At 47.0% G+C, this 24,114-nt stretch carries 25 protein-coding genes, 3 pseudogenes and 1 other annotated feature; of the genes and pseudogenes, 25 read left to right on the plus strand and 3 right to left on the minus strand.

Going from position 1 to position 24,114, the window contains the following annotated elements:
* The first annotated feature begins 2 nt into the window (after positions 1-2).
* The 6 genes and pseudogenes from OCV96_RS01030 (at position 3) to OCV96_RS01055 (ending at position 5,853) form a co-directional block, all read left to right on the plus strand.
* Positions 3-2,387 (plus strand): ATP-dependent helicase, encoded by a 2,385-nt coding sequence (locus OCV96_RS01030; protein WP_262593264.1) that lies wholly within the window; start codon positions 3-5, stop codon positions 2,385-2,387.
* A gap of 154 nt (positions 2,388-2,541) precedes the next feature.
* Positions 2,542-2,841 (plus strand): DUF4366 domain-containing protein, encoded by a 300-nt coding sequence (locus OCV96_RS01035; RefSeq protein WP_227061489.1) that lies wholly within the window; start codon positions 2,542-2,544, stop codon positions 2,839-2,841.
* Between the two features lie 3 nt (positions 2,842-2,844).
* The gene (gene rlmD / locus OCV96_RS01040; protein WP_262593265.1) at positions 2,845-4,320 is read left to right on the plus strand and encodes a 23S rRNA (uracil(1939)-C(5))-methyltransferase RlmD; all 1,476 of its coding nucleotides are present in this window, start codon (positions 2,845-2,847) and stop codon (positions 4,318-4,320) included.
* Positions 4,321-4,361: 41 nt separating this feature from the next.
* Positions 4,362-4,469 (plus strand): hypothetical protein, encoded by a 108-nt coding sequence (locus OCV96_RS19550; protein ID WP_317239275.1) that lies wholly within the window; start codon positions 4,362-4,364, stop codon positions 4,467-4,469.
* Positions 4,457-4,561 (plus strand): annotated as a pseudogene (gene araD, locus OCV96_RS19555) (L-ribulose-5-phosphate 4-epimerase); the annotation flags it as partial. The gene OCV96_RS19550 and the pseudogene araD, both read left to right, overlap by 13 nt.
* A 26-nt stretch (positions 4,562-4,587) precedes the next feature.
* Positions 4,588-5,853 carry a glycoside hydrolase family 27 protein gene (locus OCV96_RS01055; protein WP_262593266.1) on the plus strand — a complete coding sequence of 422 codons (1,266 nt, stop codon included), beginning with the start codon at positions 4,588-4,590 and terminating at the stop codon, positions 5,851-5,853.
* Here the strand turns inward: OCV96_RS01055 and OCV96_RS01060 are convergent.
* On the minus strand, positions 5,809-6,141 hold the full coding sequence (locus OCV96_RS01060; protein ID WP_118668296.1) for a DUF1003 domain-containing protein: 333 nt from the start codon (positions 6,139-6,141) through the stop codon (positions 5,809-5,811). The genes OCV96_RS01055 and OCV96_RS01060 overlap by 45 nt on opposite strands.
* 236 nt (positions 6,142-6,377) lie before the next feature.
* Between OCV96_RS01060 and OCV96_RS01065 the strand changes: the two genes are divergently transcribed.
* The 9 genes and pseudogenes from OCV96_RS01065 to OCV96_RS01105 all read left to right on the plus strand — a co-directional run bounded on the left by OCV96_RS01065 (position 6,378) and on the right by OCV96_RS01105 (position 12,018).
* Positions 6,378-7,874, plus strand: a complete 1,497-nt coding sequence (locus tag OCV96_RS01065; RefSeq protein ID WP_262593267.1) for a glycoside hydrolase family 43 protein — start codon at positions 6,378-6,380, stop codon at positions 7,872-7,874.
* Positions 7,875-8,004: 130 nt separating this feature from the next.
* Positions 8,005-8,247, plus strand: coding sequence for a hypothetical protein (locus tag OCV96_RS01070; protein ID WP_117922525.1), 243 nt, complete (start codon positions 8,005-8,007; stop codon positions 8,245-8,247).
* Positions 8,244-8,690, plus strand: coding sequence for a hypothetical protein (locus tag OCV96_RS01075; RefSeq protein ID WP_262593268.1), 447 nt, complete (start codon positions 8,244-8,246; stop codon positions 8,688-8,690). The genes OCV96_RS01070 and OCV96_RS01075 overlap by 4 nt, the downstream gene beginning before the upstream one ends.
* Before the next feature lie 287 nt (positions 8,691-8,977).
* Positions 8,978-9,432: pseudogene (locus OCV96_RS01080) on the plus strand (hypothetical protein); the annotation flags it as partial.
* A 12-nt stretch (positions 9,433-9,444) separates the two neighbouring features.
* Positions 9,445-9,654: a hypothetical protein gene (locus tag OCV96_RS01085; protein WP_022313135.1), complete on the plus strand. Its 210-nt coding sequence runs from the start codon at positions 9,445-9,447 to the stop codon at positions 9,652-9,654.
* Between the two features lie 178 nt (positions 9,655-9,832).
* Positions 9,833-10,489, plus strand: a complete 657-nt coding sequence (locus OCV96_RS01090) for a hypothetical protein (protein WP_262593269.1) — start codon at positions 9,833-9,835, stop codon at positions 10,487-10,489.
* Between the two features lie 58 nt (positions 10,490-10,547).
* Positions 10,548-10,856 (plus strand): PrgI family protein, encoded by a 309-nt coding sequence (locus tag OCV96_RS19700; protein ID WP_425609796.1) that lies wholly within the window; start codon positions 10,548-10,550, stop codon positions 10,854-10,856.
* 46 nt (positions 10,857-10,902) lie between these two features.
* Complete coding sequence (locus OCV96_RS01100) at positions 10,903-11,334, plus strand: hydrolase (RefSeq protein ID WP_262593270.1); 432 nt, start codon at positions 10,903-10,905, stop codon at positions 11,332-11,334.
* 132 nt (positions 11,335-11,466) lie between these two features.
* Positions 11,467-12,018: a GNAT family N-acetyltransferase gene (locus OCV96_RS01105; protein ID WP_262593271.1), complete on the plus strand. Its 552-nt coding sequence runs from the start codon at positions 11,467-11,469 to the stop codon at positions 12,016-12,018.
* 117 nt (positions 12,019-12,135) lie between these two features.
* On the opposite strand, the gene OCV96_RS01110 is transcribed toward OCV96_RS01105, so the two are convergent.
* Entirely contained in the window at positions 12,136-12,342 is a 207-nt protein-coding gene (locus tag OCV96_RS01110; protein WP_022313139.1) for a hypothetical protein, read from the minus strand.
* 246 nt (positions 12,343-12,588) lie between these two features.
* Here OCV96_RS01110 and OCV96_RS01115 point away from each other — a divergent pair, with 246 nt between their 5' ends.
* The 5 genes from OCV96_RS01115 (at position 12,589) to OCV96_RS01135 (ending at position 20,319) form a co-directional block, all read left to right on the plus strand.
* Positions 12,589-14,508: a DUF6020 family protein gene (locus OCV96_RS01115; protein ID WP_262593272.1), complete on the plus strand. Its 1,920-nt coding sequence runs from the start codon at positions 12,589-12,591 to the stop codon at positions 14,506-14,508.
* Between the two features lie 24 nt (positions 14,509-14,532).
* Positions 14,533-15,681: a hypothetical protein gene (locus OCV96_RS01120; protein WP_118537184.1), complete on the plus strand. Its 1,149-nt coding sequence runs from the start codon at positions 14,533-14,535 to the stop codon at positions 15,679-15,681.
* Positions 15,681-16,652, plus strand: coding sequence for a PIN domain-containing protein (locus tag OCV96_RS01125; protein ID WP_262593273.1), 972 nt, complete (start codon positions 15,681-15,683; stop codon positions 16,650-16,652). The genes OCV96_RS01120 and OCV96_RS01125 overlap by 1 nt, the downstream gene beginning before the upstream one ends.
* 80 nt (positions 16,653-16,732) lie before the next feature.
* Positions 16,733-17,001: a binding site (T-box leader), on the plus strand.
* 106 nt (positions 17,002-17,107) lie between these two features.
* Positions 17,108-18,799, plus strand: a complete 1,692-nt coding sequence (locus tag OCV96_RS01130; RefSeq protein WP_117464893.1) for a carbon starvation CstA family protein — start codon at positions 17,108-17,110, stop codon at positions 18,797-18,799.
* A 173-nt stretch (positions 18,800-18,972) separates the two neighbouring features.
* Positions 18,973-20,319, plus strand: a complete 1,347-nt coding sequence (locus OCV96_RS01135; protein WP_262593274.1) for an MATE family efflux transporter — start codon at positions 18,973-18,975, stop codon at positions 20,317-20,319.
* Positions 20,320-20,377: 58 nt separating this feature from the next.
* Here the strand turns inward: OCV96_RS01135 and OCV96_RS01140 are convergent, their stop codons facing one another.
* The gene (locus OCV96_RS01140) at positions 20,378-20,950 is read right to left on the minus strand and encodes an ECF transporter S component (RefSeq protein WP_117464895.1); all 573 of its coding nucleotides are present in this window, start codon (positions 20,948-20,950) and stop codon (positions 20,378-20,380) included.
* Positions 20,951-21,214: 264 nt separating this feature from the next.
* Here OCV96_RS01140 and OCV96_RS01145 point away from each other — a divergent pair, with 264 nt between their 5' ends.
* The 5 genes and pseudogenes from OCV96_RS01145 to OCV96_RS19560 form a co-directional block, all read left to right on the plus strand.
* Positions 21,215-21,622: a DUF3842 family protein gene (locus OCV96_RS01145; protein ID WP_022311921.1), complete on the plus strand. Its 408-nt coding sequence runs from the start codon at positions 21,215-21,217 to the stop codon at positions 21,620-21,622.
* Positions 21,597-22,208, plus strand: a complete 612-nt coding sequence (locus tag OCV96_RS01150) for a uridine kinase family protein (protein WP_022311920.1) — start codon at positions 21,597-21,599, stop codon at positions 22,206-22,208. Before OCV96_RS01145 ends, OCV96_RS01150 begins: the two co-directional genes overlap by 26 nt.
* Entirely contained in the window at positions 22,180-22,701 is a 522-nt protein-coding gene (locus tag OCV96_RS01155) for a YqeG family HAD IIIA-type phosphatase (protein ID WP_117464898.1), read from the plus strand. The genes OCV96_RS01150 and OCV96_RS01155 overlap by 29 nt, the downstream gene beginning before the upstream one ends.
* On the plus strand, positions 22,691-23,584 hold the full coding sequence (gene aroE, locus OCV96_RS01160; protein ID WP_227732946.1) for a shikimate dehydrogenase: 894 nt from the start codon (positions 22,691-22,693) through the stop codon (positions 23,582-23,584). Before OCV96_RS01155 ends, aroE begins: the two co-directional genes overlap by 11 nt.
* Before the next feature lie 42 nt (positions 23,585-23,626).
* Positions 23,627-24,082: pseudogene (locus OCV96_RS19560) on the plus strand (shikimate kinase); the annotation flags it as partial.
* Positions 24,083-24,114 lie beyond the last annotated feature (32 nt).

Here is a 24,114-nt window from a genome sequence, read left to right on the forward strand (position 1 = left end):
TCATGAGTATTTATGATACCTTAAATAAAGAACAAAAAGAAGCGGTGCTTCATACGGAAGGACCGCTCCTTCTGTTGGCGGGCGCAGGAAGCGGCAAGACCCGTGTCCTGACCCACAGAGTGGCTTATCTGATCGATGAGATGGGAGTAAATCCATGGAACATTCTGGCCATCACTTTTACCAACAAAGCAGCCCAGGAGATGCGGGAGCGTGTGGATCAGATCGCAGGTTTCGGTGCGGATCAGGTATGGGTAGCGACATTCCATGCCACTTGCATGAGGATCCTCAGAAGACATATTGACCGGTTGGGCTATGATTCGAATTTTACCATTTATGATACGGATGACCAGAAATCTGTGATAAAGCAGGTCTGCAAGCGCCTGAACATCGACACGAAGATGTACAAAGAGCGGACGCTGTTATCGGAAATTTCCTCCGCCAAGGACGAGCTGGTGGATGTGCGGGAATTTGAAGTAAAATCCGTGGGAGATTACAAGAAATCCGTGATCGCCAAGGTCTACAGAGAGTATCAGGAGACCTTGAAAAAGAGTAATGCACTGGATTTTGATGATATTATTGTAAAGACTGTGGAACTGTTCAAAAGCTGCCCGGAAGTACTTTATAATTATCAGGAACGTTTCAAATATATCATGGTGGATGAGTACCAGGATACCAATACAGCGCAGTTCGAACTGATCCGTCTGTTGGCGGACGGTTATCGCAATCTGTGTGTGGTAGGTGATGATGACCAGTCCATCTACAAATTCCGCGGTGCCAATATCCGTAATATTCTGGACTACGAGAAGGTATATCCCGATGCAAAGGTGATTAAGCTGGAACAGAACTACCGATCCACCCAGAACATCCTGGATGCGGCCAACGCGGTGATCCGTAATAACAGAGGCCGTAAGGAAAAAGCCCTCTGGACGGAAAAAGGAGCAGGCAGTCGGGTACATTTCAGGCAGTTTGACAATGCCTATGAAGAGGCGGAATACATTGCGGACGATATTGCCGACAAGGTGAAAAATGACGGCATTGCCTATGCGGACTGTGCGGTGCTGTACCGTACCAATGCCCAGTCGCGACTTCTGGAAGAACGTATGGTAGTGGAGGGCATTCCTTATCATGTGGTAGGTGGAGTGAACTTCTATGCCAGACAGGAGATCCGCGATATTCTGGCATATCTGAAAACTATTGATAACGGCAGGGATGAAGTGGCTCTGCGCAGAATTATTAATGTGCCGAAAAGAAGCATCGGTGCGGCATCTTTGGAAAAGGTAGCAGACTATGCACAGATGAAGGATATTACTTTATTTGATGCATTGTGTGAAGCAGATCAGATCAAGGGACTGGGAAGAGCGGAGACCAAGATCCGTGGATTTGTGAATCTGATCGAGGTACTTCGCAGCGGATTGTCTTCGTATACATTGCCGGATCTGATCAAATCTCTGCTGGAACGGATCGATTATGCAGAATATCTGCGGGATCAGGATGAGGAATCCGCTGAGGATCGTCTGGGGAACGTAGATGAATTGATCACCAAGGCGGCTACATATGAGGAGACTCACGACGAGCCTTCTCTGTCGGAATTTCTGGAAGAAATCATGCTGGTGGCAGACATTGACAATGTGGAGAACGGTGACAACCGGGTGCTGCTCATGACGCTGCACAGTGCCAAAGGCCTGGAATTCCCGGTGGTGTATCTCGCCGGCATGGAAGATGGATTATTCCCCAGCTTTATGACCATTGCTTCCGATGACCCGTTGGAGATCGAGGAAGAGAGAAGACTGGCTTATGTGGGAATCACCAGAGCCAAGGAGGATCTGACGCTGACCTGTGCAAAGAGCAGAATGCTGCGTGGGGAGACCCAGTACAATCCGGTGAGCCGTTTTGTGAGGGAGATTCCGAAGGAATTATTGGATAATACCCTGCCGCCCAGCAGAAGATACCGGGACGATGATCTGGAAGATTTTCAGGCGAGAAGAGCCAATGAAGCAGCTCTTCGTGCCATGGGACTGGAGGCAATTGCATCTCCCCGGTCTGGATCCGGCTCGGACAGTGGTTTTGGCGGCTTCGGTAATACCGGCTTTGATCCAAGACCCAAGGCGACCTTAAAACCCCGTGTTACGGCAAAGGCGGATAAACCTTATATTTCCAAGGGCATCAGCGGACTGAACCAGCTGGCCGGACTGCAGAAGGGCACGGAGTTCAAGGCACCGGAGAAACTGGACTACGAGGTAGGTGACAGAGTGCGTCATATCAAATACGGCGAGGGCACGGTACTAAATATCGTGAGAGAACCCAGAGACTATAAGGTGACCGTGGAATTCGACCAGGCAGGGCAGAAGATTATGTATGCGTCTTTTGCAAAACTAAAGCAGTTGTAAGAAATTATAAGAATATAAGAATAAGAAATGTATTTCCTCAAATATGGTTTTTCTATAGTATTTTTGATGAAAATATGGTATCATATAAAGGAATGAAAACAAAATGCTTTGCATCCATAAATACGAATAGATGCAGGAAAGGCAGGTAAATAATATGAACAGAATTGAAAATCTGGTAGATCTTGACAAATTAAATGAGCTGAAAGTCAGCGAACTGAAGAAGCTTAACAAGCTGTTGGGCAAGGAAGTAGAAGAGAAGAAGGAACGCAATATCCTGTTATGGGTACTGGCCATCATCGGCGCCGTAGTAGCTGTTGCAGCAGTGGCTTATGCTGTATACCGTTTCTTCTTTGCACAGGATTATCTGGAAGACTTCGAGGATGACTTCGAAGATGAAGCAGATGACGTGGAAGAGGATGATGACGACTTCTTCGAGGATGAAGGAGAGAACTAACCCATGAAAAAAGGACAGGTATATGAAGGATCTGTTGTAAGGGTCGATTTTCCCAACAAAGGGATCGTCTGTGTGGGAGATGAGACTGCTGTAGTCAAGAACAGCCTGCCCGGACAGAAAGTCAAGTTCTCGGTGAATAAAGTGCGCAAAGGGAAGGCGGAAGGAAGGCTTTTGGAGGTGACGGAAAAGTCACCTCTGGAAACCGGCCGGACGTGTTCCCTTTTTGGGTTGTGCGGCGGATGTACCTATCTGTCTCTTCCTTACGAAGAACAGCTGAAAGTCAAGGAGGAACAGGTAAAACGTCTGCTGGACAGTGTGTTAAACAAGCAGGAGGAAGCCTGGGCTTTTGAGGGCATCAAGGGCAGCCCGAAGGCCTATGAATACCGTAATAAGATGGAATTTTCCTTCGGAGACGAGTACAAGGATGGACCGTTGGCTTTGGGCATGCATAAGAGAGGCAGCTTCTACGATATAGTGACCGTAGCGGACTGTGAGATCGTGGATGCGGATTACCGCCTGATCTTACAGACAGTGAGAGATTACTTTGCCCGGGTGAAGGTAAGCTTTTTCCACAGAATGAGCCATGAGGGGTACTTACGTCACCTGCTGGTACGTAAGGCATCCCGCACCGGAGAGATTCTGGTGGCACTGGTGACGACCTCACAGGATCCCTGGCAGGGAGAGACGGCGGTGGAAGGAAGCTTGGATGTGGATGCACTGATCACAGGATTTAAGGATCTGTTGCTTTCCCTGGAACAGGATAGGAAGCTAGCCGGAAAATTCGCAGGAATCTTACATATTACCAATGATTCCATTGCAGATGTGGTGCAGAGTGATCGTACGGAGCTGTTATACGGACAGGAGTATTTTTATGAGGAACTGCTGGGGTTGAAATTCAAGATCTCCACATTCTCCTTTTTCCAGACCAACTCTTACAGTGCGGAGGTACTGTACCAGACGGCAAGAGATTATGTGGGCGACCTGGGCGGCAGTGACAAGACTGTGTTCGACCTCTACAGCGGCACCGGTACCATCGCACAGCTCATGGCACCGGCGGCCGGAAAGGTTATCGGCGTGGAAATCGTGGAGGAAGCCGTAGAGGCAGCAAAGAAAAATGCCGCTGCCAACGGGCTGGATAACTGCGAATTCATCGCCGGAGATGTACTGAAGGTTCTGGACGAAGTGGAAGAGAAGCCGGATATGATCATCCTGGATCCCCCCAGAGACGGCATCCATCCCAAAGCACTGCCGAAGATCATTGCCTACGGTGTGGATCATATTGTCTACATCTCCTGCAAACCCACCAGCCTTGTGCGGGATCTGGAAGTGTTTCTGGAGAACGGTTACCGCGTGGACAAGGCCGTGGCCGTGGACCAGTTCCCCTGGACCGCAAATGTCGAGACGGTTGTCTTACTTTCCAAGGGCGCTAAAGGTCCGGTGGACCTTTGCTCAACGCGGACCGAAGTGGAACGGAGCTGATCAAGGTTATGACCGGTATCCGCCGCTGCGGAAAGTCGGTCATGCTGGAGCTGATTAAACAGGAGCTTACAGAGTCCGGTGTCAGTCCGATGCAGTTTATTTCCATTAACTTTGAAGATATGAGTTATTCCCATATCGAACCGAGCTGATTCATCCGCAGGTAGCACCTGCTCCGCAGGAATTACAGGATAAGCATTATTTCCGTAAGCATGGTGCAGATGCATATTACGGACAGAATTAACAGGATATCGAGAGGGTATAAAACAGATGAAGATGAAAACAGCACCTATGGGGTGGAACAGCTGGGATTGTTATGGAGCGGCTGTTACAGAAGATATCGTACGACGGAACGCTGAATTTATGGCTGAGCATCTGAAGGAGTACGGTTGGGAATATATTGTGGTGGATATCCAATGGTATGAGCCTTATGCTGCAACCAATGAGTATCATCCTTTTGCGGATGTAGTAATGGATGAGTATGGAAGACTGCTTCCCGCAGTAAATCGTTTTCCTTCCGCAGCAAACGGTGCGGGCTTTGGACCATTGGCAGAATATGTCCATTCTCTTGGATTGAAGTTCGGCATTCATATTATGAGAGGGATTCCACGGCAGGCTGTACATCAGAACACGAAAATCATGAACAGTGACAGACATGCCCGGGAAATTGCCAAAACAAACAGTATCTGTGCCTGGAATACGGATATGTATGGTGTAGATCCTGAGAAAGACGGGGCACGGGAATACTATAACAGTATTTTTGAATTATATGCTTCCTGGGGTGTGGATTTTATTAAATGTGATGATATTGCACGGGAACTGCCACATGAGGAATCCGAACTGATTATGCTGAGCAAAGCATTGCATGGTTGCGGAAGACCCATGGTTTTAAGTCTGTCGCCGGGACCTGCTCTTTTAGAAAAGGCAGAGCTTTATAAGCAGATTTCCAATATGTGGAGAATCACCGATGATTTCTGGGATAAGTGGGAACTGTTATATGATATGTTTTCAAGAGCAGAAAAATGGTGCACCCATGCAGGTGCAGGGCACTGGCCGGATGCCGATATGCTTCCGGTCGGACCGATACGTCAGGTATATGATGTGAATAACTGGACGAATTTCACACAGGATGAGCAGATCACCATGCTGACACTCTGGAGTATCATGCGTTCTCCTTTGATGCTGGGAGGAGAGCTGACAGGGTTTGACGAATTCACTATGAATCTGGTAACCAATTCTGAAATACTTGCCATGCATGCAAATGCACGGCATTCGCATCAGGTGTGGAGACGTGAAATCGATGGTATAGAGCATGCATTGTGGATTGCAGCAGATACAAAGGGTGGATATTATGTCGCGGTATTTAATCTGGATGATAAAGACAGTGACATATCCATACCGCTTGCTGATCTGGAGATTTATGATGGAGTAAATGGAACGGAGCTTTGGAGCGGAGAGCACGTGGAAGAGCCAAAGAGCCTTAGTGTGTCATTAAAGAGTCATGGTGCTAGGGCATATCATTTTACGTACAACTAAAAAGCATACTACTGTTAATGTATAGAGATCTTCAATCATGATCTCAGTTTTGAGATTAACCTTATAGTCATTTTCAGCACGTTGGCGATCTTTTTCTTCTTGCCGGTTCTGACTCATCATGATAAGAGGTGCCTGAATCGCAGCTACACAGGACAGCACGAGATTAAGCAGGATAAAAGGGAATGGATCAAAGGCTTTGACGGCAAGCAGATTCAGAACCTCCTCATTGGTCATATCATGGCGAATTTCTTTAAGCACTTCTTTTAATAGTTTGCGGTTTCCCTTCATGCTGGTCTCCTTCTGTTTATTCCCGGTAAATCTGTGCAAACCGGAAATTTCTGATGAATAACATGGTGCAGGATCGTTTTCGATTATTATATTTTACTGTGAGATTGTGATATTAGCAATAGTGAAATGGGGCAGAGAAGAGTTGAAAAGGCAGACGGATAAGAAACAAAGATAAAATAGTAAAAATAGAATAGAACAAAGAAAGAATATGGAGATAAAACAGAAAGGAATAAACAATGAATGTAAATCCTATAACAAGATTGGATTATCCAGATCCGGACGTGATCCGCGTAGAAGACACCTATTATATGGTATCCACAACCATGCACTTTATGCCGGGCTGTGAGATTCTGCAGTCTTTTGATCTGGTGAACTGGGAGCATGTGACTTATGTCTATGAGACGTTGGATCATACGGATGCGCAGCAACTGAAAAGCGGTCAGAATATTTACGGACAGGGCATGTGGGCAGCTTCCCTGCGCTATCATGAAGGCCGATTTTGTATCTGCTTTGTGGCAAATGATACCCGTAAGACTTATTTGTATACTTCGGAAAAAATAGATGGTCCATGGAAAAAGCAGCTGATAGAAGGCTTTTATCATGACGGCTCTTTATTATTTGATGAGGATGGCAGAAACTATATTGTATATGGAAATGATGAAATCTGGATTACAGAATTGAATGAAGATTTGACTGCACCAAAGAAGGACGGATTACATCGTCTTTTAGTCAGTGATCATAAGAACCCGGAGCTAGGCTATGAGGGTTCTCATATTCAAAAAATAAACGGCTATTATTATATTTTTCTGATTCATTCCCTGAGAGACCGCTGGATGCGGACGGAAGCATGCTTTTACAGTGATTCTCTGGAAGGAGAATTCACGGGTGGAGATGTACTTTGTGATGATCGTGGATATTGTGGACAGGGCGTGGCACAGGGAGGAATAGTGGATACGCCGGATGGAAAGTGGTATGCAATGCTGTTTCAGGATTCCGGAGCAGTTGGACGGATTCCTATTCTGGTTCCGGTTACCTGGAAGGATCATTTTCCGTTTTTTGGACAGAACGGACATGTGCCGGAAGAAATAGAGGTTCACAGTACCAGACCAGGATATATTTATCAGCCATTAGTTGGAAGTGATGATTTCTGTAATGGGCTGCTTCCGCACTGGCAGTTTAATCATGATCCAGATCCACGGTACTATCATCTGGATGCATTGCAGGGAACCTATACAATTACAACACGGGAAGTTTGTACAGAGCTTACACAGGCAGTAAATACGCTTACGCAAAGGATGGGTTATCCGTCCTGCGCAGCTGAGGTTACTGTTGATGCTTCTGCATTGAAAGAGGGCGATGTCGCAGGTTTGTGTGCGTTGCAGAGCTGTTATGCTGCAGTTGGCATTACAAAACATCATGGAAAATATGAAGTCCTTATGCTGGATAAAAAAGAAGATGGTATATTGGATATGACGGAAGGAACTGTTGTTGAATCACACCAGATGGATTTTCGTCTTGAAGCAGATTTCTGTAACATGAAGGATGAAGTACGCTGCTATTACCGGGTAAATAAGGGAGACTGGCTACCCATCGGAACCGTGCATAAGCTGTACTTCAAACTGGATCATTTTACTGGTTGTCGGTTTGGTCTGTTCTGCTATGCGGCAGAGGAAACAGGAGGAAGTGCCTGCTTCCGGGATTTTAAGTATTATGATGTTGATGAAATCTCATAAAGATAGAACTGCATAAAATAAGTGTCGGAATTTACTCAAATTTTTCCTACTTTGGACATTGGTTTTTATAACGGTATTGTATAGTGAAGCAGAGGAAAAACAAAACATGTTTCAGAGAGGAGAAACGATTATGAGAATTAAGAGTATGATGAAGGGTATGCTTGCTGTTGTAATGGCAATGTCTATGGCAGCATGCTCCGGAGCACCTGCAGCAGACCAGACTTCTTCTGAGTCACCGTCACCGGCACAGACAGAAAGTACAGCAGCAACAGAGCAGGAAACAATCGTAACAGAAGTATCTGCAGAAACGCAGACGCAAGAAGAAACAGCAAAAGCACCGAAATATGTTTTCTGTTTATTGGTGATGGTATGAGCCATCCCCAGTTTCAGGCAGCATCTGACTATCTTGGAGCAATAGCAGATGAAGATTATGTCAAGGCACTTCCGAGCAATAGCTATGAAGACCGTGGAGGAGCAGTACTGGACGGACCGGAAGCAGGATACAAGGTTACCTATACACAGGCTGATGCAGAAGCGGTTACGGCTGAAGATGGAAGGGTTATTCTGATGGATGAGCATCTGGCAGATTCCGACGCTATGGATTATGATATGGATCGTGCAGATGGAGAATGGGCATTATCTGACTATGTACAAAAGGGTATTGAAGTATTGGATAATGGCACCAGATTCTTTATGATGTGTGAAGGTGGAAAGATTGACTGGGTATGTTTTCAGCCCAGTCCCGGCAGATTTCCGTCATCAGCAGACGGAAGCGGATTTACACACCTGCTTCTTATGTACATGAACTTGGATTAAAATTCGGTATTCATATTATGGGAGGGAAGAGTTTCATTTAATCAGATGATGAAGGATATTAAGTCAGGAAAAGATACGGATTTTGTTGACGAGCTTATTTTTAAGGTCATAAATGCACCGACCAAGAGAATGAAAATTGAATATGTCTAAGGCAAATTACAAAGCCGCTTATTCTTATTGATTTTAAGAGTAGGCGTTTTTTTGCGTTCTCTTGTACTTGTTTACATAGCCACCTTGACAAAGTGGCTAAAACTATGCGAAAGGAGGACGCATCTATGTCAAATCGCAAAAAGACGGTGTTGTCGACAGAGATTGTGACAGCCGTGGAGGACTGCGGCTTTTTTGAAAGCATTCCCCTATGGGCGGTGACGCTCATCGGCGGGCTGTTCATCACAGTGCTGTCGTTCATTATGATAATGTCGGTGTACGGCAGGTTTTTCAAGCTGTACCTTTATACCGCAATCGCTCCCGTCCCTCTTTCTTCTTTGCGGGAGAGCCGAGCCAGAATGTCGGCAGGAGCTTTATCAAGAGTTATTGTGCCGTGTGCCTTGAGGGTGTAATCATCGTGCTTGCCTGCATTATCTTTTCGGTGTTTGCGGCTTCCCCGCCCGTGGTCAATCCCGATGCGGCTGCGGTCACGATGGTGTGGAGCTATATCGGGGAACTGGTATTCAATATGCTCGTCCTTGTCGGTGCGGTCAAGATGGCAGACCGTGTCGTGCGTGAAATGATGGGCTTGTAAGGGAGAAAGCGGATGAAACGTGTATATATATTTAAGGACGGGGTACAGCAGGGAAGCACAGCCACAAAGGAAAGTGCGGTTAACCTTATCCGCCGGTATCAGAAACTGGAAACACACCAGATGCTTCGGGCGGAGTTCAGCATCATTGTGGGAGAGGAAGAATTTATCCCCTATCCGTCGCAGAAGAAGCCGTCTGAGAGAAAATCTGGAATGGAGCGATAGGAGGTGTTTATGATTGAAAGTAAAGATAAATAAAGAACGAAATTAAACGGGCTCATCGCAAAAAAATCATCGCAGAAAAATTGAAAAATCACTTGATATTTCATAGTCAGATGATTATAATACAATGATTTAGATTTTGAAGTCTAAATGGTCGGTTTGGGAATGAAAGGAGATTTTTATGTTTGATTATGTAGAAGATAAGGCATTTCTAAGCCGTATGCGAAATTTATGTGGTGAGATAATGCAGGATTGTTGCCACTACTTGAAAGAAGATTATGATATTGGAGCTATCTTCTATCTTGTAGGGAGCGGTGCAAAGAATCTTATCGTGCAAAATGCTTCGTTGTCGATAGATTTGGATTACAACCTTGAGATTGTAAGATGTGAAGATTTTGAGGATCGCATAAATCTAAAAGAATGTGCGAGGAAATCCTTTAATAAGGCGTTAAACGAGCGTGATTTAGGAGATTGTGAGGATTCAACATCTTCTCTGACTACGGGGGAAATTCATTTTGTTAGAGGAAATCCTACCGAGTTTTCAATGGATGTCTGCATTGTATGCAGAGATACAGAGGAAGATTTTTACAGACTTATTCACAAAAAAACAGGGTTCACTTATCGGGATGAATACTATTGGAACAAAGCCCCTCATTCCGCAGGAATACAGAAAAAGGCTAAGTATATTAAGAAAAGGGGAAAATGGCAGCTTGTCAGAACGCAGTATTTGAATATCAAAAACAGATACCTGCGGCAGAACGACCACGACCATCCCTCTTTCATATGCTATATTGAAGCTGTAAACAATATATATAACGCAAGAATGAGTTGGAAGTAAACGGAGTAAAACTTGAAGAATCGTCATTTACACGGAATCCATGTTTTTCGGGCTGTCTATGCGGCAGTTCCTTTTTTCCCCCCTTGCCTGCGGCGTGGCGGTGGGCTTGTTTTTCCTGCTCCGTGGCAGGTTCCGGACGGAAACCATAAGTTGGATGTGTGTTCTGGGTGCTTTGCCCTTTGCGGTGATGGGATCCCGAATATTGCAGAGATTTACCTGCCCCGAAGAAACAGACAGAGCATACAAGGTAAGATTTGAAATAAAAGAAACACCCTGCGGCATACTTCTATGCCCAGAAGGCAGGGCAAAATTAAGAAAACACCCTGCGGGTATCCCTTTATGCCCAAGATGCAGGGCGAGTAATTGACTTTGACCATCGCCCCTTTAAAAATGTGGATGTCATGGATGAGGCAATGATATCCTTATGGAATCAAAGAGTAAATCGTGATGACAATGTGTATATTTTGGGGGATTTCTGCTATAGAAACGAAAAAAGTGCGGAATGGTATCTGAGTCAACTAAAGGGACATAAGCATCTGGTTCTTGGCAACCATGATACCAGGCTGCTGGATAATGAGATTGCAATGGGATATTGTGACTCCATCGATAGGATGCTGTACGTGTCGGATAGTGGGAAAGAGATATGTCTGTGCCATTATCCGATGTCGGAATGGAATGGCTCTTACAGAGGTCACTTGCACTTTTACGGTCATATTCACGATAAGAGGGATGAAACATGGGAATATATGAATCAGAGGGAGAACGCTTATAATGTGGGCTGCATGTTATATGGATACAGACCGGTACGCCTGAATGAGATTGTGAAGGCGAACAGGACTATATGATTGTCTGCGGAGACTTTGGTCTTTGCGTAAGCGGCGGATGTTCGAAGAATATAGTGCCCAAAAAGGAAGTTTTATGTTATAATTCAAATAACATCAAGGACTTCGCAACACACAGAGCAGATGTAAGGTGGCATGATGAGTAAAAATATATGCAGATTAGATGGAAATCAAATTTTTTTATCCGTACTGAGGGATGATGAGGAGGCAGTCGGCTTATATGCGAAGTGGATGTCGGATGAAACCACCTGTGTCTTTATAGAGCATGCGCATTCTGTGGTGGACATCACCCGGATGCCCGGTTGGGTAAGAGACCATTCTGTCATGCGGATGGGAATTGTCCTGAAAGAGACAGACACATTGATTGGATATTGTCATATTGACCATCGAACTGAGGATATGTCAGCCTGGTTATCCATTAACATCGGAGAAAAGGCGGTGCGTGGAAAAGGCATTGGAACCGAAGTCGTGCAGATACTCTTGCGGTACTGCTTTATGGTGCTGGGAGTGTATAGTGTTCATCTGGATGTACTGGAAACGAACACCCCTGCCATTAAGTGTTACGAGAAGGCAGGATTCAGAATAAGTGGCAGATACCGGGGGCATTGTTACTATATGCGGAACCACTATGACTGGCTGCACATGGATATCTTATATGAGGAATACCGGCAACCACTTGAACCTTAAGGGTCTTCATGCGAAAAGTGTCCGCAAGTTAGCGGGCACAACAAAAAAGTCCGTCGGAGCGTTAAAGCATCGACGGACTTTTGCGTTGCTATTTTACAAAAGTAAAAATCAAAAAAATTACAGAGTCTGATGCACCTCGCGGATCACGGCTTCGCTAAGTTCCGGAGCTTTGTCGGGATCGATGTCATCGGGAAATTCCACATCAATGGTGGAAGCAACCGGCCGGTAGTTCAGACGCAGTGCGTTTTTCTGAATATAATCGGTAGCCTGATTGTAAGTTTCCTCTGTAACGCCATTTAAAGTGATCGTATATAATTTTGCCATAATCTATCATCCTTTCTGTTGGTTTATGAGTTTGTGGAAACATTTCCTTGTTTCTGTATATAGTATATCTCTTTTTATAAAAAAAAGAAATGCACGAAAAGCATAAATATAATAATAGGAATCATTACTATATTTGTTGAATATATACAATATATCAATTAGAAAAGAACTTACAATGATTGACAGAAAGTGTAAATTTCAATATAGTGGAAGAAATGGAAATAAATGTATGGAGGCATCTTACGATTGAATATTGCAAAGGATAAATGGATGAAATACAAAGGAACTTCGGGCAGAGCGGTTCTGACTCTGTGCGGTGTCTACGGGGTGGCATATCTGTTCAGCTTACAGCCGGTGAACCGAATCTATTACAGTGTTCTGAATGTGCTGCTGGCTGTGGGAATCTATTCTATGTTGCAGCAGACGGAGCAAAATCTCCGGAAAATAGAGGAGAAAAGGGACAGGAAGCGCAGAATCTGTTATGTGGCAGTGATCAGCTTCCTGTTTGCCTTGTCCATGGTCATGGGATATCAGTTGCAGAATCTGGGAATGACGGATTGCGGAGTCCGGGGCAAAGGGATGATCCTGATCCGTGCGCTGTGCTTAAGTGTTGCCGCATTTCCTTTTGCAAATCTGTTGCTTGACGGGATAGACCGACTCTCTGCGAGAGGAGAAGCAACGATGTCGGGGAGATATTGGAAGTCCGGCATTGTATTCGCAGTAACGGCAGTCGTTATTTTCCTGTGCCTGATTCCGGTATGGCTGGCTTATTACCCGATCATCATGTCTTACGATTTTCACAGACAGGTCAACGAAGCGTATAAGGGCCTGGAATGGTTTTATCCCTTGCAGCCCATTGCACATACATGGCTGATCCGGCTGTTTTTACAGATTGGAACGGCCATCGGATCCTACGAGGCGGGAATAGCCTGTATGGCGGTATTCCAGATGGTGCTGTATGCTCTGGTCATGGGTTATGCAACGTCCATGATCTGGCGGATGACTGCTAAAAAATGGCCGGTGGTGGTAACAACACTATTTCTGGCGCTTTTCCCATACAACACGGTTTTAGTGGTGTGTACCACAAAGGATACCTTGTTTACCATATTGTTTACGTTGTTCTTTTTACTTTTTCTGGAGAGAAATTATTTCAGCAACGGAAAAAAGAAAATCCTCATGAACATTCTTCTGGTGGCTGAGGGCTGTCTGATGATGCAGTTTCGTAATAACGCAGTATATGCGGTGGCGGTATTTATGCTGCTGTTATTGATCCTGCGGCCGAAAAAGGAAAAACTGGGTATTCTGATTCTGGGGATTTGTCTGGTACTGGGAGAGACCGGAATGCGAAATGTGATCCAGACAGCCATAGGGACCCGGCTGGAGGCTCCGAAGATCGAGGCTTACAGCGTTCCCATCCAGCAGTTTGCCAGAGTGGCATATTATCATGGAGAGGAACTGGAGGTGCAGGATCCGGAGCTGGCGGCATTGCTGGAAAAATATGTGCCGAGAGATCATTGGGATGCTTATTATGCGCCGCTGGCAGATACCATCAAGGGCGCGGTAAATGCTTCGGCATATACGGAGAATTCCAGGCAGTTTTTGAGAGACTGGCTACGAGTGGGCAAACGGTATCCGAACGAGTTCCTGGATGCTTTTCTGGAACTGACCAGAGGATACTGGTTCTGGGATGATTTCTCCTGGGCGGAAAATCTGGGCTATGGCACAGACACAAGGTATGGTGTGCTCTTTACCTATACTTCCTCGGAAATCGAAGGCTATGGCAGTATTGAACATCGGTCGAAATTCCCGGCACTGGAAAAAGTGCTGGAAAAGATCGTCAGTGGTAACTGCTTTAATGAATGGCCGGTGCTTTCCGTTATTTTTCATGGATCTCTATACAGCTGGAGCCTGTTCTTTTTGATGGTGTTGTGCCTGTATCGAAGAAAATACTGGTGTTTCCAGATGAGCTTACTGCCGTTTTTATACTTTGGGACTATGTTGCTGGGGCCGGTAGTGCAGGTACGTTATTTATTCCCCATTATGGTAATGCTGCCGGTACTTGCGGCATTTTTCTCGAGTGACAGGATGAAGAGCCAAAGCAATGAAAACAGGGAACAAAAGGTTGTTTTTCTGGGCCGGAAAATCTATAATAAGGCTATTGGATGATAATATAAACGGAAAGAGGACCCAATGGAGAATCAGGAGAAGAACGAAACAACTGTGCTTCCGGAGAATCCGGAGATTATGGTAAAGAATCCCCGGATCGGAAAGGTACGGAAACTGGAAGAGGAAGTCAGGCGCCAGAATGAGCTGGAGCAGCTCAGAACCAAACGGATCCGCAAGGAGCAGGAATATATCGAGCAGATGAGCAAGGCGGTGGAAGACCACCTGCGCAATACCAGAGAGGAACAGCGGTATAACGAAGAATTTGAACGGCTGATCCGCAAGGATGTCTATCGGATGCACGGCATCAGTGAGGACAAGCTGCAGGGAATGACGGAGTACCGCAATGCCTGGTATCAGGGAACGGCGTTCGGCATGTTTTTTCTGTCGCTGATTCTGACCGGAATCTGCGGATATCTTCATGGCTTCGGTTCGGAATTGTGTATTTTTATGGCATTTTATACCGCTATTGAGGGAACACTTCTGACCAATGGGAAAAGACAGCATGCATTGTTGGATATGGTGACAAGAATTCTGTATCTGCTGTTGTTTCCGGCCATGCTGATCGTATTTGTCTGTTTTGAACTGGGATTTACGGAGTATGGGATCGTCGTACCGGTACTGACGATTGCCGGTGTGGTGATTCTGGTGCTGGGAGCGGTATCGTACTTTGTGTATGACCCATACCGCCTGGACCGTAAGAACCACAAAAAGGCGGACCGCTATATCCGGGATATAGAAAAAGCCGCTGTCAAGGAAGTGGAACTGGAAGAAAAGGCACTGGCAAAACAGGCCAGAAAACAGGAAAAACTGGAACTTAAGGAAGAGGCCAGACAGGAACGGGCAGCAAAGCGAAGGGAACGGAAGAACCGGAGGGATGAGAAGCTCACCGGTTGGAAAGAAAGCATTCGCGAAAAGCTTCCGGCGAAGAAGAAAGCCACAGAGGAGAGCAGAACGGAGACAGGCATCCCAAAAGAGCCGGAAGCCGTGACGGAGGAAAAGCCGCAGGCAGGTGCAGAGGAGTCCGGGACGCCGGAGACAACCGGACCGGTAGAAAACACAGAGCCTGTAGAGACTGTGGAACAGAAGGATGCACCTGCGGAACCGGAGCAGGGGACACCGGAAGAGACTGGTAAAGCGGAAGAAATTGATACAACAAATGGGGAGGAGAAATAATGGCCTATTATCTGATTGATTTTGAAAATGTAAAGAGTCGAGGCATGGAGGGAGTGGAACTGCTGGCCGAGGAGGATACCGTCTGCATTTTCTACAGTGACAATGCGGACAGCATGACTTTTGACCTGCATCGGAAGTTGAATGAGACGAAAGCACAGATCATTTACCACAAGGTAGCAGTGGGTACCAAGAATGCACTGGATTTCCAGCTGGCAACGTATCTCGGTTACCTGATCTGTGAGCAGCAGAGGGAAGGGATACACCCGGATTACTTTATCGTGACCAAGGACAATGGATTCACCAGTCTGATGGTATACTGGAAAGCACAGGGAGTTCCCGTGCGGATCACCCGCAATCTTCTGTGGGGAAAGAACCCGACAGCGGAACAGAATCCTGCGGCCGAAGAAAATGCGGAGGAAATAACGGGAAGCGTGGAACGGGAGAGTGTGCAGAATCTGCCGTTGGAAGAAGCAGAGCCGATGGCAGTGGAAATCACAGAACAGGAGACAGAGAACGCAACAGCGGTAATGACGGAGGAACCGAAGGCGGAAGTGGATGCAGAGGAGATTGCAGAGCCAGCATTTGTGAGCGTGCAGATCCTGGAAGAACCGTTGCCTGAGATACTGGAACCTGTGCCTGTGGAACCCGTGAAAAAAACGGTAAGGAAAAAGAGCGGAAATACCCGGAAGAAGAATACTGCAAATATGACAGAAAAGAAAACGACGGAGAAAACTGTTGATAAGAAGGCTTCAGAGAAGAAGGCAGCAGAAGAACCGGATGAACTGGTCCAGGCAGTGGAAAAGGTGCTTTCCGACCAGACCATCGTCCCTCAGGTGGTAAAATTCATCCGCCAGTACAAGACCAAACAGGGAATCAACAATGCCCTGAACAAAGAGTTCAAGGACAGCAAACGTACCAGCGAGATTTATTCCGCTATCAAACCTCTGATCGCAGATAAAAAGGGGAAATGATAAAATAGATCAACAAAAAATTAAAAGAAAACTATTGACATTATAAAATCAGAGTGGTATCTTTGCTATCGAACAGAAAGTGAAATTCGATGAACAGAACAAGATCTGCATACGGAAGCATTTCAGAGAGCCGCCGGTTGGTGTGAGACGGCATGTGAGTATGACAGACTATCCTCTGTGAGAAGTACACTGAAGCAGTTAAGTAGGTGTCACCGGTATTCTACCGTTATTTAGAAGCCTGTTGGAAATGAGATATTTGTATTTCATGGAGATGGGAACAAGAGGTCATGTGATAAAACATGGCAAGCAAAGTGGTAACGCGGAGAGCTTAGAGCTTTTCGTCTTTGAGTGCTTATAAAGCACTGGAGACGGAAAGCTTTTTTGTTTTAAGGGCAATCAGAATTTTTCTTTCTGTCACGACAAAACAACAAGACACAAGAAAGAAGGAAACAAAAATGAACAGTTTGGTAATCATTCTGATCGCAATGGTAGTGCTGGTAGCAGGCTATGTCTTCTACGGAAGATGGCTTGCAAAAAAGTGGGGAATCGATGAGAAGGCGAAGACGCCTGCGTTTACCCATGAAGACGGAGAGGACTTCGTGCCTTCCTCCAAATTCACTGTATTTTCTCATCAGTTTTCCTCTATCGCCGGAGCAGGTCCTGTGACGGGTCCCATCCTCGCATCGGTATTCGGATGGGTTCCCGTGCTCCTGTGGCTTCTGATCGGCGGTCTGTTCTTCGGTGCCGTACAGGATTTCGGTGCGCTGTATGCCTCCGTGAAGAACGAAGGAAAATCCATGGGAATGATCATTGAAAAATACATTGGTAAGACCGGCAGAAAGTTGTTCATGCTGTTCTGCTGGCTGTTCACTCTGTTAGTCATTGCAGCATTTACCGATATGGTGGCAGGTACCTTCGTAGGTACCGGACTGGAAGATGCCAGTGTGGCATATGCCAACGGCAGTGCGGCATCCATTTCCATGTTGTTCATCGTTGTAGCAGTGATCTTCGGTCTGATCCAGAAAAAGGTCGGCAAGATGAACGAGTGGGTCAAGGCAGTCGTAGCCATCGGTCTGTTGGTAGTAATGTTCGCTGTAGGTATGCATCTTCCCATCTATGCTTCCAAGACTGCATGGATCTACATCATCATGGCATACCTGTTCCTTGCATCCGTAATGCCCATGTGGCTTCTGATGCAGCCCAGAGATTACATGACCACCTTTATGCTGCTGGGTATGATCATCGGTGCCGTACTTGGTGTGGTTGTGGCTCATCCCGATATGGAGCTGAATGCATTTAACGGTTTTCAGGTAGGTAACAGCAGCCTGTTCCCGACTCTGTTCGTCACCATCGCCTGCGGTGCGGTATCCGGCTTCCACAGCCTGGTATCCTCCGGTACTTCATCCAAGACCATCAGCAATGAAAAAGATATGCCCATGGTAGGTTATGGTGCCATGATCGTAGAGAGTCTGCTGGGTGTGGTTGCACTGGTAGTTGTCGGTGCAGTTGCAGTCAATGGCACGAAGCCCGATGGTACACCGTTCTCCATTTTCTCCTCCGGTGTCGCAGGATTCCTAGAGAAGATGGGGGTTCCCGTAACCGTAGCAACTGTATTCATGACCATGTGTGTATCTGCATTGGCACTGACTTCTCTGGATTCCGTAGCAAGAATCGGGCGTATGTCCTTCCAGGAGCTGTTCCTGGGAGACACCACAGATACCGCAAAGATGACTCCCGTGCAGAGAGTTCTGACCAATAAGTATTTTGCAACTGTGATCACTTTGTTTTTCGGTTATCTGCTGACTCTTGGCGGATACAACAATGTATGGCCGCTGTTCGGTTCTGCGAACCAACTGCTGGCAGCACTGGTATTGATCGCCCTGTCCGTATTCTTAAAGACTACCGGTCGTACCGGCTGGACACTGTACTTCCCTATGGGAATGATGCTGGTCGTAACCTTTACTGCATTGATCCAGAAGACAGTTGCCCTGGTGAAAAATGTGGCATCCGGACAGGCTGCCTTCCTGGTAGACGGCTTACAGCTGATCGTAGCCATACTGCTTATGGTACTGGGAGTTATGGTTGCTTACAGCTGCATCCGCAAGCTGTTCGGTGCCGGGAAAAATTCAGAAAAAGAGGCAGCATAAGTTGTCAAAAAAATTGATTTTCCGGTAGAAAAGAAAGATAAGATATGCTAGAATAAGGAACGGTCAAGGAGCAAAAAACTCTTTGACCGTTCTTTTCGTCAGAGTGGACGCTGATGGGAAGAGTAATAACAGAGATACAAATATGGGAAGAAGATAAAAGGATAGGATTGAAAATGAAACAGAATATGCAGGATCTGACGGAAGGACCCTTAGGAAAGAAAATACTGATCTTCAGCGTGCCGTTAATGCTGTCCAATCTGTTACAAGTGCTTTTCAACATGGCGGATATTGCGGTGATCGGTCAGTTCGCCGGTTCCCTGTCGCTGGGAGCGGTAGGGTCCACAGCCACACTGGTCACCATGTTTACCGGATTCCTCATTGGTCTGTCCGGCGGTATCAATGTACTGACGGCACTGTATTACGGGGCAAAGGATAGGGAAAGCCTGTCGAAGACGATTCATTCCGCCGCACTGGTCAGCCTGATCATGGGAGTGCTGTTACTGGTACTGGGAGTCGGCTTATCCGAGTGGATGCTGACAATGCTGAAGACCAGAGAGGAACTTTTGGACAAAGCAGTATTGTACCTGCGGATCTATTATCTGGGAATGCCGGCGCTGGCCATTTACAACTTTGGTAATGCGGTGTACAGCGCAGTGGGGAATACGAAGAAGCCTCTGTATTATCTTGGTTTTTCCGGAGTGCTGAATATTATTCTGAACCTGTTTTTTGTGATCGTCTGTCATATGGATGTGGCAGGAGTGGCATTGGCCAGTATCATTTCCCAGTATGTATCTGCAGCATTAATCCTGCAGGCACTGCTTCGCTGCAAAGACATTTATGCCCTGCATCCGGGAAAGCTGCGGTTGGATCCGGAACTTACGAAGGATATCCTGAAGCTGGGAATGCCCTCCGGATTGCAGAACGTAATTTTCCAGTTTGCCAACAGCTTCGTGCAGATGGGTGTGAATTCCTTTGATGCCACCATGGTGGCAGGCAATTCCGCAGCCACCAATGCAGATGCCATGGTATACGATGTCATGGCAGCATTCTATACCGCCTGCGGCAGCTTTATGGGACAGAATTACGGTGCGGGCAAGAAGAAAAGGGTGCGGAACAGTTACCTCATCAGCCTGGCATATTCCTTCGGCATCGGTCTGATCCTGGGAGTGTCACTGGTATTTTTCGGAAGAGCGTTTTTGTCCCTGTTTACCAGGGATGAGGCAGTTATGAATGCCGGTATGTACCGTCTGACGATCATGGGATTTTCGTATTGTATTTCGGCATTTATGGACTGTACCATTGCGGCGGCCAGAGCCATGGGCAAGAGCATTATACCTATGTTCATTGTCATCATGGGTTCCTGCGTGTTCCGTGTAATCTGGGTTTACACCATATTTGCCTATTTCCATACGATACCGTCCCTGTATCTGCTATATGTCTTTTCATGGAGTATCACCGCAGTGGCGGAAATCCTCTATTTCATACGGATCTACAGACAAAAAATGGCTCTCCTGTCGTAAGACAGAGGAGCCATTTTGCTGTGATGCGATGAGCCGGCCGGCTCGAGGGTGTATGGATTTATGCAGCTTCGGTCTCTGCGGCAGCAGAAACAGCAGCGTAACGAACCGGCAGGAGATGAGCGCGTTCCAGTGCAACATAGATGATGGGGATCAGAATCAGCTGGATAATGATACCGGGGAGGCAGGATACGAAATATCCGGCAGCCCAGGCAGACCAGCTGTAGGAACCGCCTGCAAAGATCAGTGCGCGCAGGATACCGGTGATCACACGGCCGCCCAGCATGGCAATGACCAGAGCTGCATACAGATCAACAACCAGTTTACCGCTGCGAAGAAACTGCATGACCAGACCGCTGATCAGACCATAGAGCCCCAGCTCGATCATCATGACAGGCATATATCCGAAAACGGGCATACCGGTAAGCAGACTGGATACCAGAGGTCCGAGAATGCCGCAGACCAGACCGAAAGGTGCTCCACAGACCAGACCGCACAGAAGCACGGGCAGATGCATGGGGGAGAACAGGACACCGCCCTTGGGAATGGCGTGCAGAGTCATGGGCAGAACCACACATAAGGCAACACACAGAGCAGTGAGGATGCTCTTGTTTAAAACAGTTAATTTTTTCATGGAAAACCTCCTGATAAGATATAACTGTTCAGAGTCTCCATTCGCAAAAAGCCTCTCCGAGACGGAGAAACCTGAACAGTAACAAAAAAGCCAGAACGGCACACTTTTCCCTTCTGGGATAAATATGCCTTCTGGCGTTAAGCTCCTTCCTGAAGCATAATACATAATAAAGGGTGGGCATTTTTTTGTCAAGATAAATTGCAAAAAAGCATTTGCCATGCTATCATGGAACATGTATGTATTATTTTTGGCAGGAGTAAAGTTATGCGTATTATGGTAATGGACGGCCAGGGCGGAGGCGTAGGCAGAAGCCTGCTGGAGGCTCTGAAGGAACGGTTTCCGGAGGCGGAACTGATCGCAGTGGGAACCAACGCCACAGCTACGGCGAATATGATGAAGAGCGGCGTGACAAGCGGTGCCACCGGGGAGAATGCCGTGGTATATAACAGTAAGAGAGCAGACGTGATCGTAGGACCGGTGGGAATCGTCATGGCGGATGCCATGTTAGGTGAGATCACCCCCACCATGGCAGCAGCGGTAGCTTCGAATGATGCAAAACTGATCCTGATCCCCATGAGTAAATGCCATGCCACTATCGTGGGAGTCGAGAGCAGACGCCTGGGAGAATACATTGCGGAGGCTGTGGATGAGATCGCTGAGAACTGTTTCTGAGCTGACAGAGGAATTGCGTGTGCTTCCCACCGGAATGCGCATTATTGCCATTGACGGCAGATGCGCCGCCGGGAAGACAACACTGGCTGCCAGACTTGCAAAAGAACTGGGCGGAGATGTGATCCATATGGATGATTTTTTTCTGCCGCCTGCACTTCGGACGCAGGAGCGCAGAAGCGAGCCCGGCGGAAATGTGCACTATGAACGATTTTTGACGGAAGTCATACCGAAGCTTGCATCGGGACAAGCATTTTCCTATCAGAGATTTGACTGTTCCCGCATGGCACCGGGAGACTGGCTCCCGGTACAAAATAACGGTTTTGTATTCGTAGAAGGCGCTTACAGCTGCCATCCGGTACTGGGAGAATACATGGACCGGAAAGTATTTCTGGACATAGACCATGAGACGCAGACGGAGCGGATCCGCACGAGGAACGGAGAGGACATACTACAGGACTTCCTGCAGCTGTGGATTCCGTTGGAAGAAGCATATTTTCAGGCATTTTCCCTAGAGGAGAATACCGATTACATTATAAAACAGACGAAAGGCGAGACAGATGCTGCATCAGTTTTACCCGGATTATGAGGCGGATTCCGCCTATGGCATAGATTACAGAACATTATATGAACAGGGGTATCGCGGAATCATTTTTGATATTGACAATACACTCGTACCGCACGGGGCACCGGCAACACCGCAGGCAACAGAGTTCTTCGGCAGATTGCGGGAACTGGGATTTCAGACACTGCTGTTATCGAACAACAAGGAGCCCCGCGTAAAAAGTTTTGCGGATGCAGTAGGTGCTTCCTATATCTATAAGGCCGGGAAACCCGGAAGAGAAGGTTATCTGCGGGCTATGGAACAGATGCATACCGGGGCGGATACCACACTTTTTGTGGGGGATCAGCTGTTCACCGATGTGTGGGGAGCTAAGAAATGCGGGATCATGACTTATCTGACGAAACCCATTCATCCGAAAGAAGAGATTCAGATCGTACTCAAGAGATATCTGGAAAAGATCGTACTGTTTTTCTACCATAGAGAAAAGCGTCGGAAAGGAAATCAAAATGCTGAATGATATCAATGGCTATACCAGAACCTGCGGACTGATCGGAAACCCGGTGGAGCACACCCTGTCTCCGGTGATCCACAATACCCTGTCCATGGTGCTTGGAAAAAATCTGGCCTATGTCCCGTTCCATGTGGAGACCGGAAGACTGGAGGATGCCGTGAAGGGTGCTTTTGCACTGAATCTGCTGGGAATAAATGTAACGGTTCCCTATAAAAGCGATGTGATCCCGTACCTGGATGACATAGATCCGCTGGCATCAAATATCGGTGCTGTAAATACGCTGGTCCGCACGGAAAAGGGCTATAAAGGCTACAATACCGATATGCCGGGATTGTACCGGGCCATGTGCGAGGACGGCGTCAAAGTCAAGGGACAGAAAGTGCTGATCCTGGGAGCCGGAGGAGTAGCCAGAGCGGTAGCCATGATGCTGTTGGATAAGGGGGCGAAAGAGGCCATTATCCTGAACCGTACGGTGGAAAAGGCACAGAGCATAGCGGACGAGGTGAATCACCTCACCGGAAAAAAACGGAAATTTGCAAAAGCCCTGTCTATAGATGCGTATGATACGCTGCCGGAAGGAGAACGCTATCTGGCAATACAGGCCACCAGTGTGGGTATGTATCCGGACTGTGATGCGGCGGTGATCGAGGATCCCACATTTTATAAGAGAGTACACACCGGATATGATCTGATCTTCAATCCACCGAAGACCCGGTTTATGGAACTGGTGGAGGCACAGGGCGGTGAAGCCTATAATGGTGCAAAGATGCTTCTCTATCAGGGAATCATTGCTTTTGAATTGTGGACAGGCTGCCAGGTGGAACCCTGGCTTGCAGACAAAGTCTATGAACGGATGCAGAAAGCAAAAAAGACAGAGGACGGAAAATAAAAAATGAAACACAAACGAAGGAATATCGTCCTGATCGGCTTTATGGGATCGGGGAAGACAACACTGGGACTGAAACTGTCCTATCTGCTACGGATGCCGGTAGAAGACACGGACAAGCTGATCGAGAGACAGGAGGGCAGGAGCATCACACAGATCTTTGCGAATGACGGTGAATCCTATTTCCGGGAACTGGAGACGGAACTGCTGCGAAAATGCGGGGAACAGAAATACGAACGTATCCTGTCTGTGGGAGGAGGCACTCCGGTCAATCCGGTGAACCGGCCCCTGCTGCATCAGTGTGGAACAGTAGTATATCTGCGCGTGTCGCCGGAAGTGGTCTACGAGCGGCTGAAAAATGACACTACAAGGCCCCTGCTGCAGTGTGAGGATCCTCTGACAAGGATCCGGGAACTGCTGGAGATCCGGGACAAAATCTATGCGGAATGTGCGGACATTATACTGGATGTGGATAACAGGCATTCCGATGAACTGGCGGAAGAGTTACAGCTGCAGTTGCGGAAGCAGAAAGA

Origin of the sequence: Waltera acetigignens (assembly GCF_025567015.1) — a bacterium.
GTDB classification, from domain to species: Bacteria; Bacillota; Clostridia; order Lachnospirales; family Lachnospiraceae; genus Acetatifactor; species Acetatifactor acetigignens.

Excerpts from the sequence above, each read along its gene's own strand:
- OCV96_RS01030 (WP_262593264.1), top strand. The coding sequence starts at position 3 with ATGAGTATTTATGATACCTTAAATAAAGAACAAAAAGAAGCGGTGCTT.
- OCV96_RS01035 (WP_227061489.1), top strand. The coding sequence starts at position 2,542 with ATGAACAGAATTGAAAATCTGGTAGATCTTGACAAATTAAATGAGCTG.
- rlmD (WP_262593265.1), top strand. The coding sequence starts at position 2,845 with ATGAAAAAAGGACAGGTATATGAAGGATCTGTTGTAAGGGTCGATTTT.
- OCV96_RS19550 (WP_317239275.1), top strand. The coding sequence starts at position 4,362 with ATGCTGGAGCTGATTAAACAGGAGCTTACAGAGTCCGGTGTCAGTCCG.
- OCV96_RS01055 (WP_262593266.1), top strand. The coding sequence starts at position 4,588 with ATGAAGATGAAAACAGCACCTATGGGGTGGAACAGCTGGGATTGTTAT.
- OCV96_RS01060 (WP_118668296.1), bottom strand. The coding sequence starts at position 6,141 with ATGAAGGGAAACCGCAAACTATTAAAAGAAGTGCTTAAAGAAATTCGC.
- OCV96_RS01065 (WP_262593267.1), top strand. The coding sequence starts at position 6,378 with ATGAATGTAAATCCTATAACAAGATTGGATTATCCAGATCCGGACGTG.
- OCV96_RS01070 (WP_117922525.1), top strand. The coding sequence starts at position 8,005 with ATGAGAATTAAGAGTATGATGAAGGGTATGCTTGCTGTTGTAATGGCA.
- OCV96_RS01075 (WP_262593268.1), top strand. The coding sequence starts at position 8,244 with ATGAGCCATCCCCAGTTTCAGGCAGCATCTGACTATCTTGGAGCAATA.
- OCV96_RS01085 (WP_022313135.1), top strand. The coding sequence starts at position 9,445 with ATGAAACGTGTATATATATTTAAGGACGGGGTACAGCAGGGAAGCACA.
- OCV96_RS01090 (WP_262593269.1), top strand. The coding sequence starts at position 9,833 with ATGTTTGATTATGTAGAAGATAAGGCATTTCTAAGCCGTATGCGAAAT.
- OCV96_RS19700 (WP_425609796.1), top strand. The coding sequence starts at position 10,548 with ATGCGGCAGTTCCTTTTTTCCCCCCTTGCCTGCGGCGTGGCGGTGGGC.
- OCV96_RS01100 (WP_262593270.1), top strand. The coding sequence starts at position 10,903 with ATGATATCCTTATGGAATCAAAGAGTAAATCGTGATGACAATGTGTAT.
- OCV96_RS01105 (WP_262593271.1), top strand. The coding sequence starts at position 11,467 with ATGATGAGTAAAAATATATGCAGATTAGATGGAAATCAAATTTTTTTA.
- OCV96_RS01110 (WP_022313139.1), bottom strand. The coding sequence starts at position 12,342 with ATGGCAAAATTATATACGATCACTTTAAATGGCGTTACAGAGGAAACT.
- OCV96_RS01120 (WP_118537184.1), top strand. The coding sequence starts at position 14,533 with ATGGAGAATCAGGAGAAGAACGAAACAACTGTGCTTCCGGAGAATCCG.
- OCV96_RS01125 (WP_262593273.1), top strand. The coding sequence starts at position 15,681 with ATGGCCTATTATCTGATTGATTTTGAAAATGTAAAGAGTCGAGGCATG.
- OCV96_RS01130 (WP_117464893.1), top strand. The coding sequence starts at position 17,108 with ATGAACAGTTTGGTAATCATTCTGATCGCAATGGTAGTGCTGGTAGCA.
- OCV96_RS01135 (WP_262593274.1), top strand. The coding sequence starts at position 18,973 with ATGAAACAGAATATGCAGGATCTGACGGAAGGACCCTTAGGAAAGAAA.
- OCV96_RS01140 (WP_117464895.1), bottom strand. The coding sequence starts at position 20,950 with ATGAAAAAATTAACTGTTTTAAACAAGAGCATCCTCACTGCTCTGTGT.
- OCV96_RS01145 (WP_022311921.1), top strand. The coding sequence starts at position 21,215 with ATGCGTATTATGGTAATGGACGGCCAGGGCGGAGGCGTAGGCAGAAGC.
- OCV96_RS01150 (WP_022311920.1), top strand. The coding sequence starts at position 21,597 with ATGAGATCGCTGAGAACTGTTTCTGAGCTGACAGAGGAATTGCGTGTG.
- OCV96_RS01155 (WP_117464898.1), top strand. The coding sequence starts at position 22,180 with ATGCTGCATCAGTTTTACCCGGATTATGAGGCGGATTCCGCCTATGGC.
- aroE (WP_227732946.1), top strand. The coding sequence starts at position 22,691 with ATGCTGAATGATATCAATGGCTATACCAGAACCTGCGGACTGATCGGA.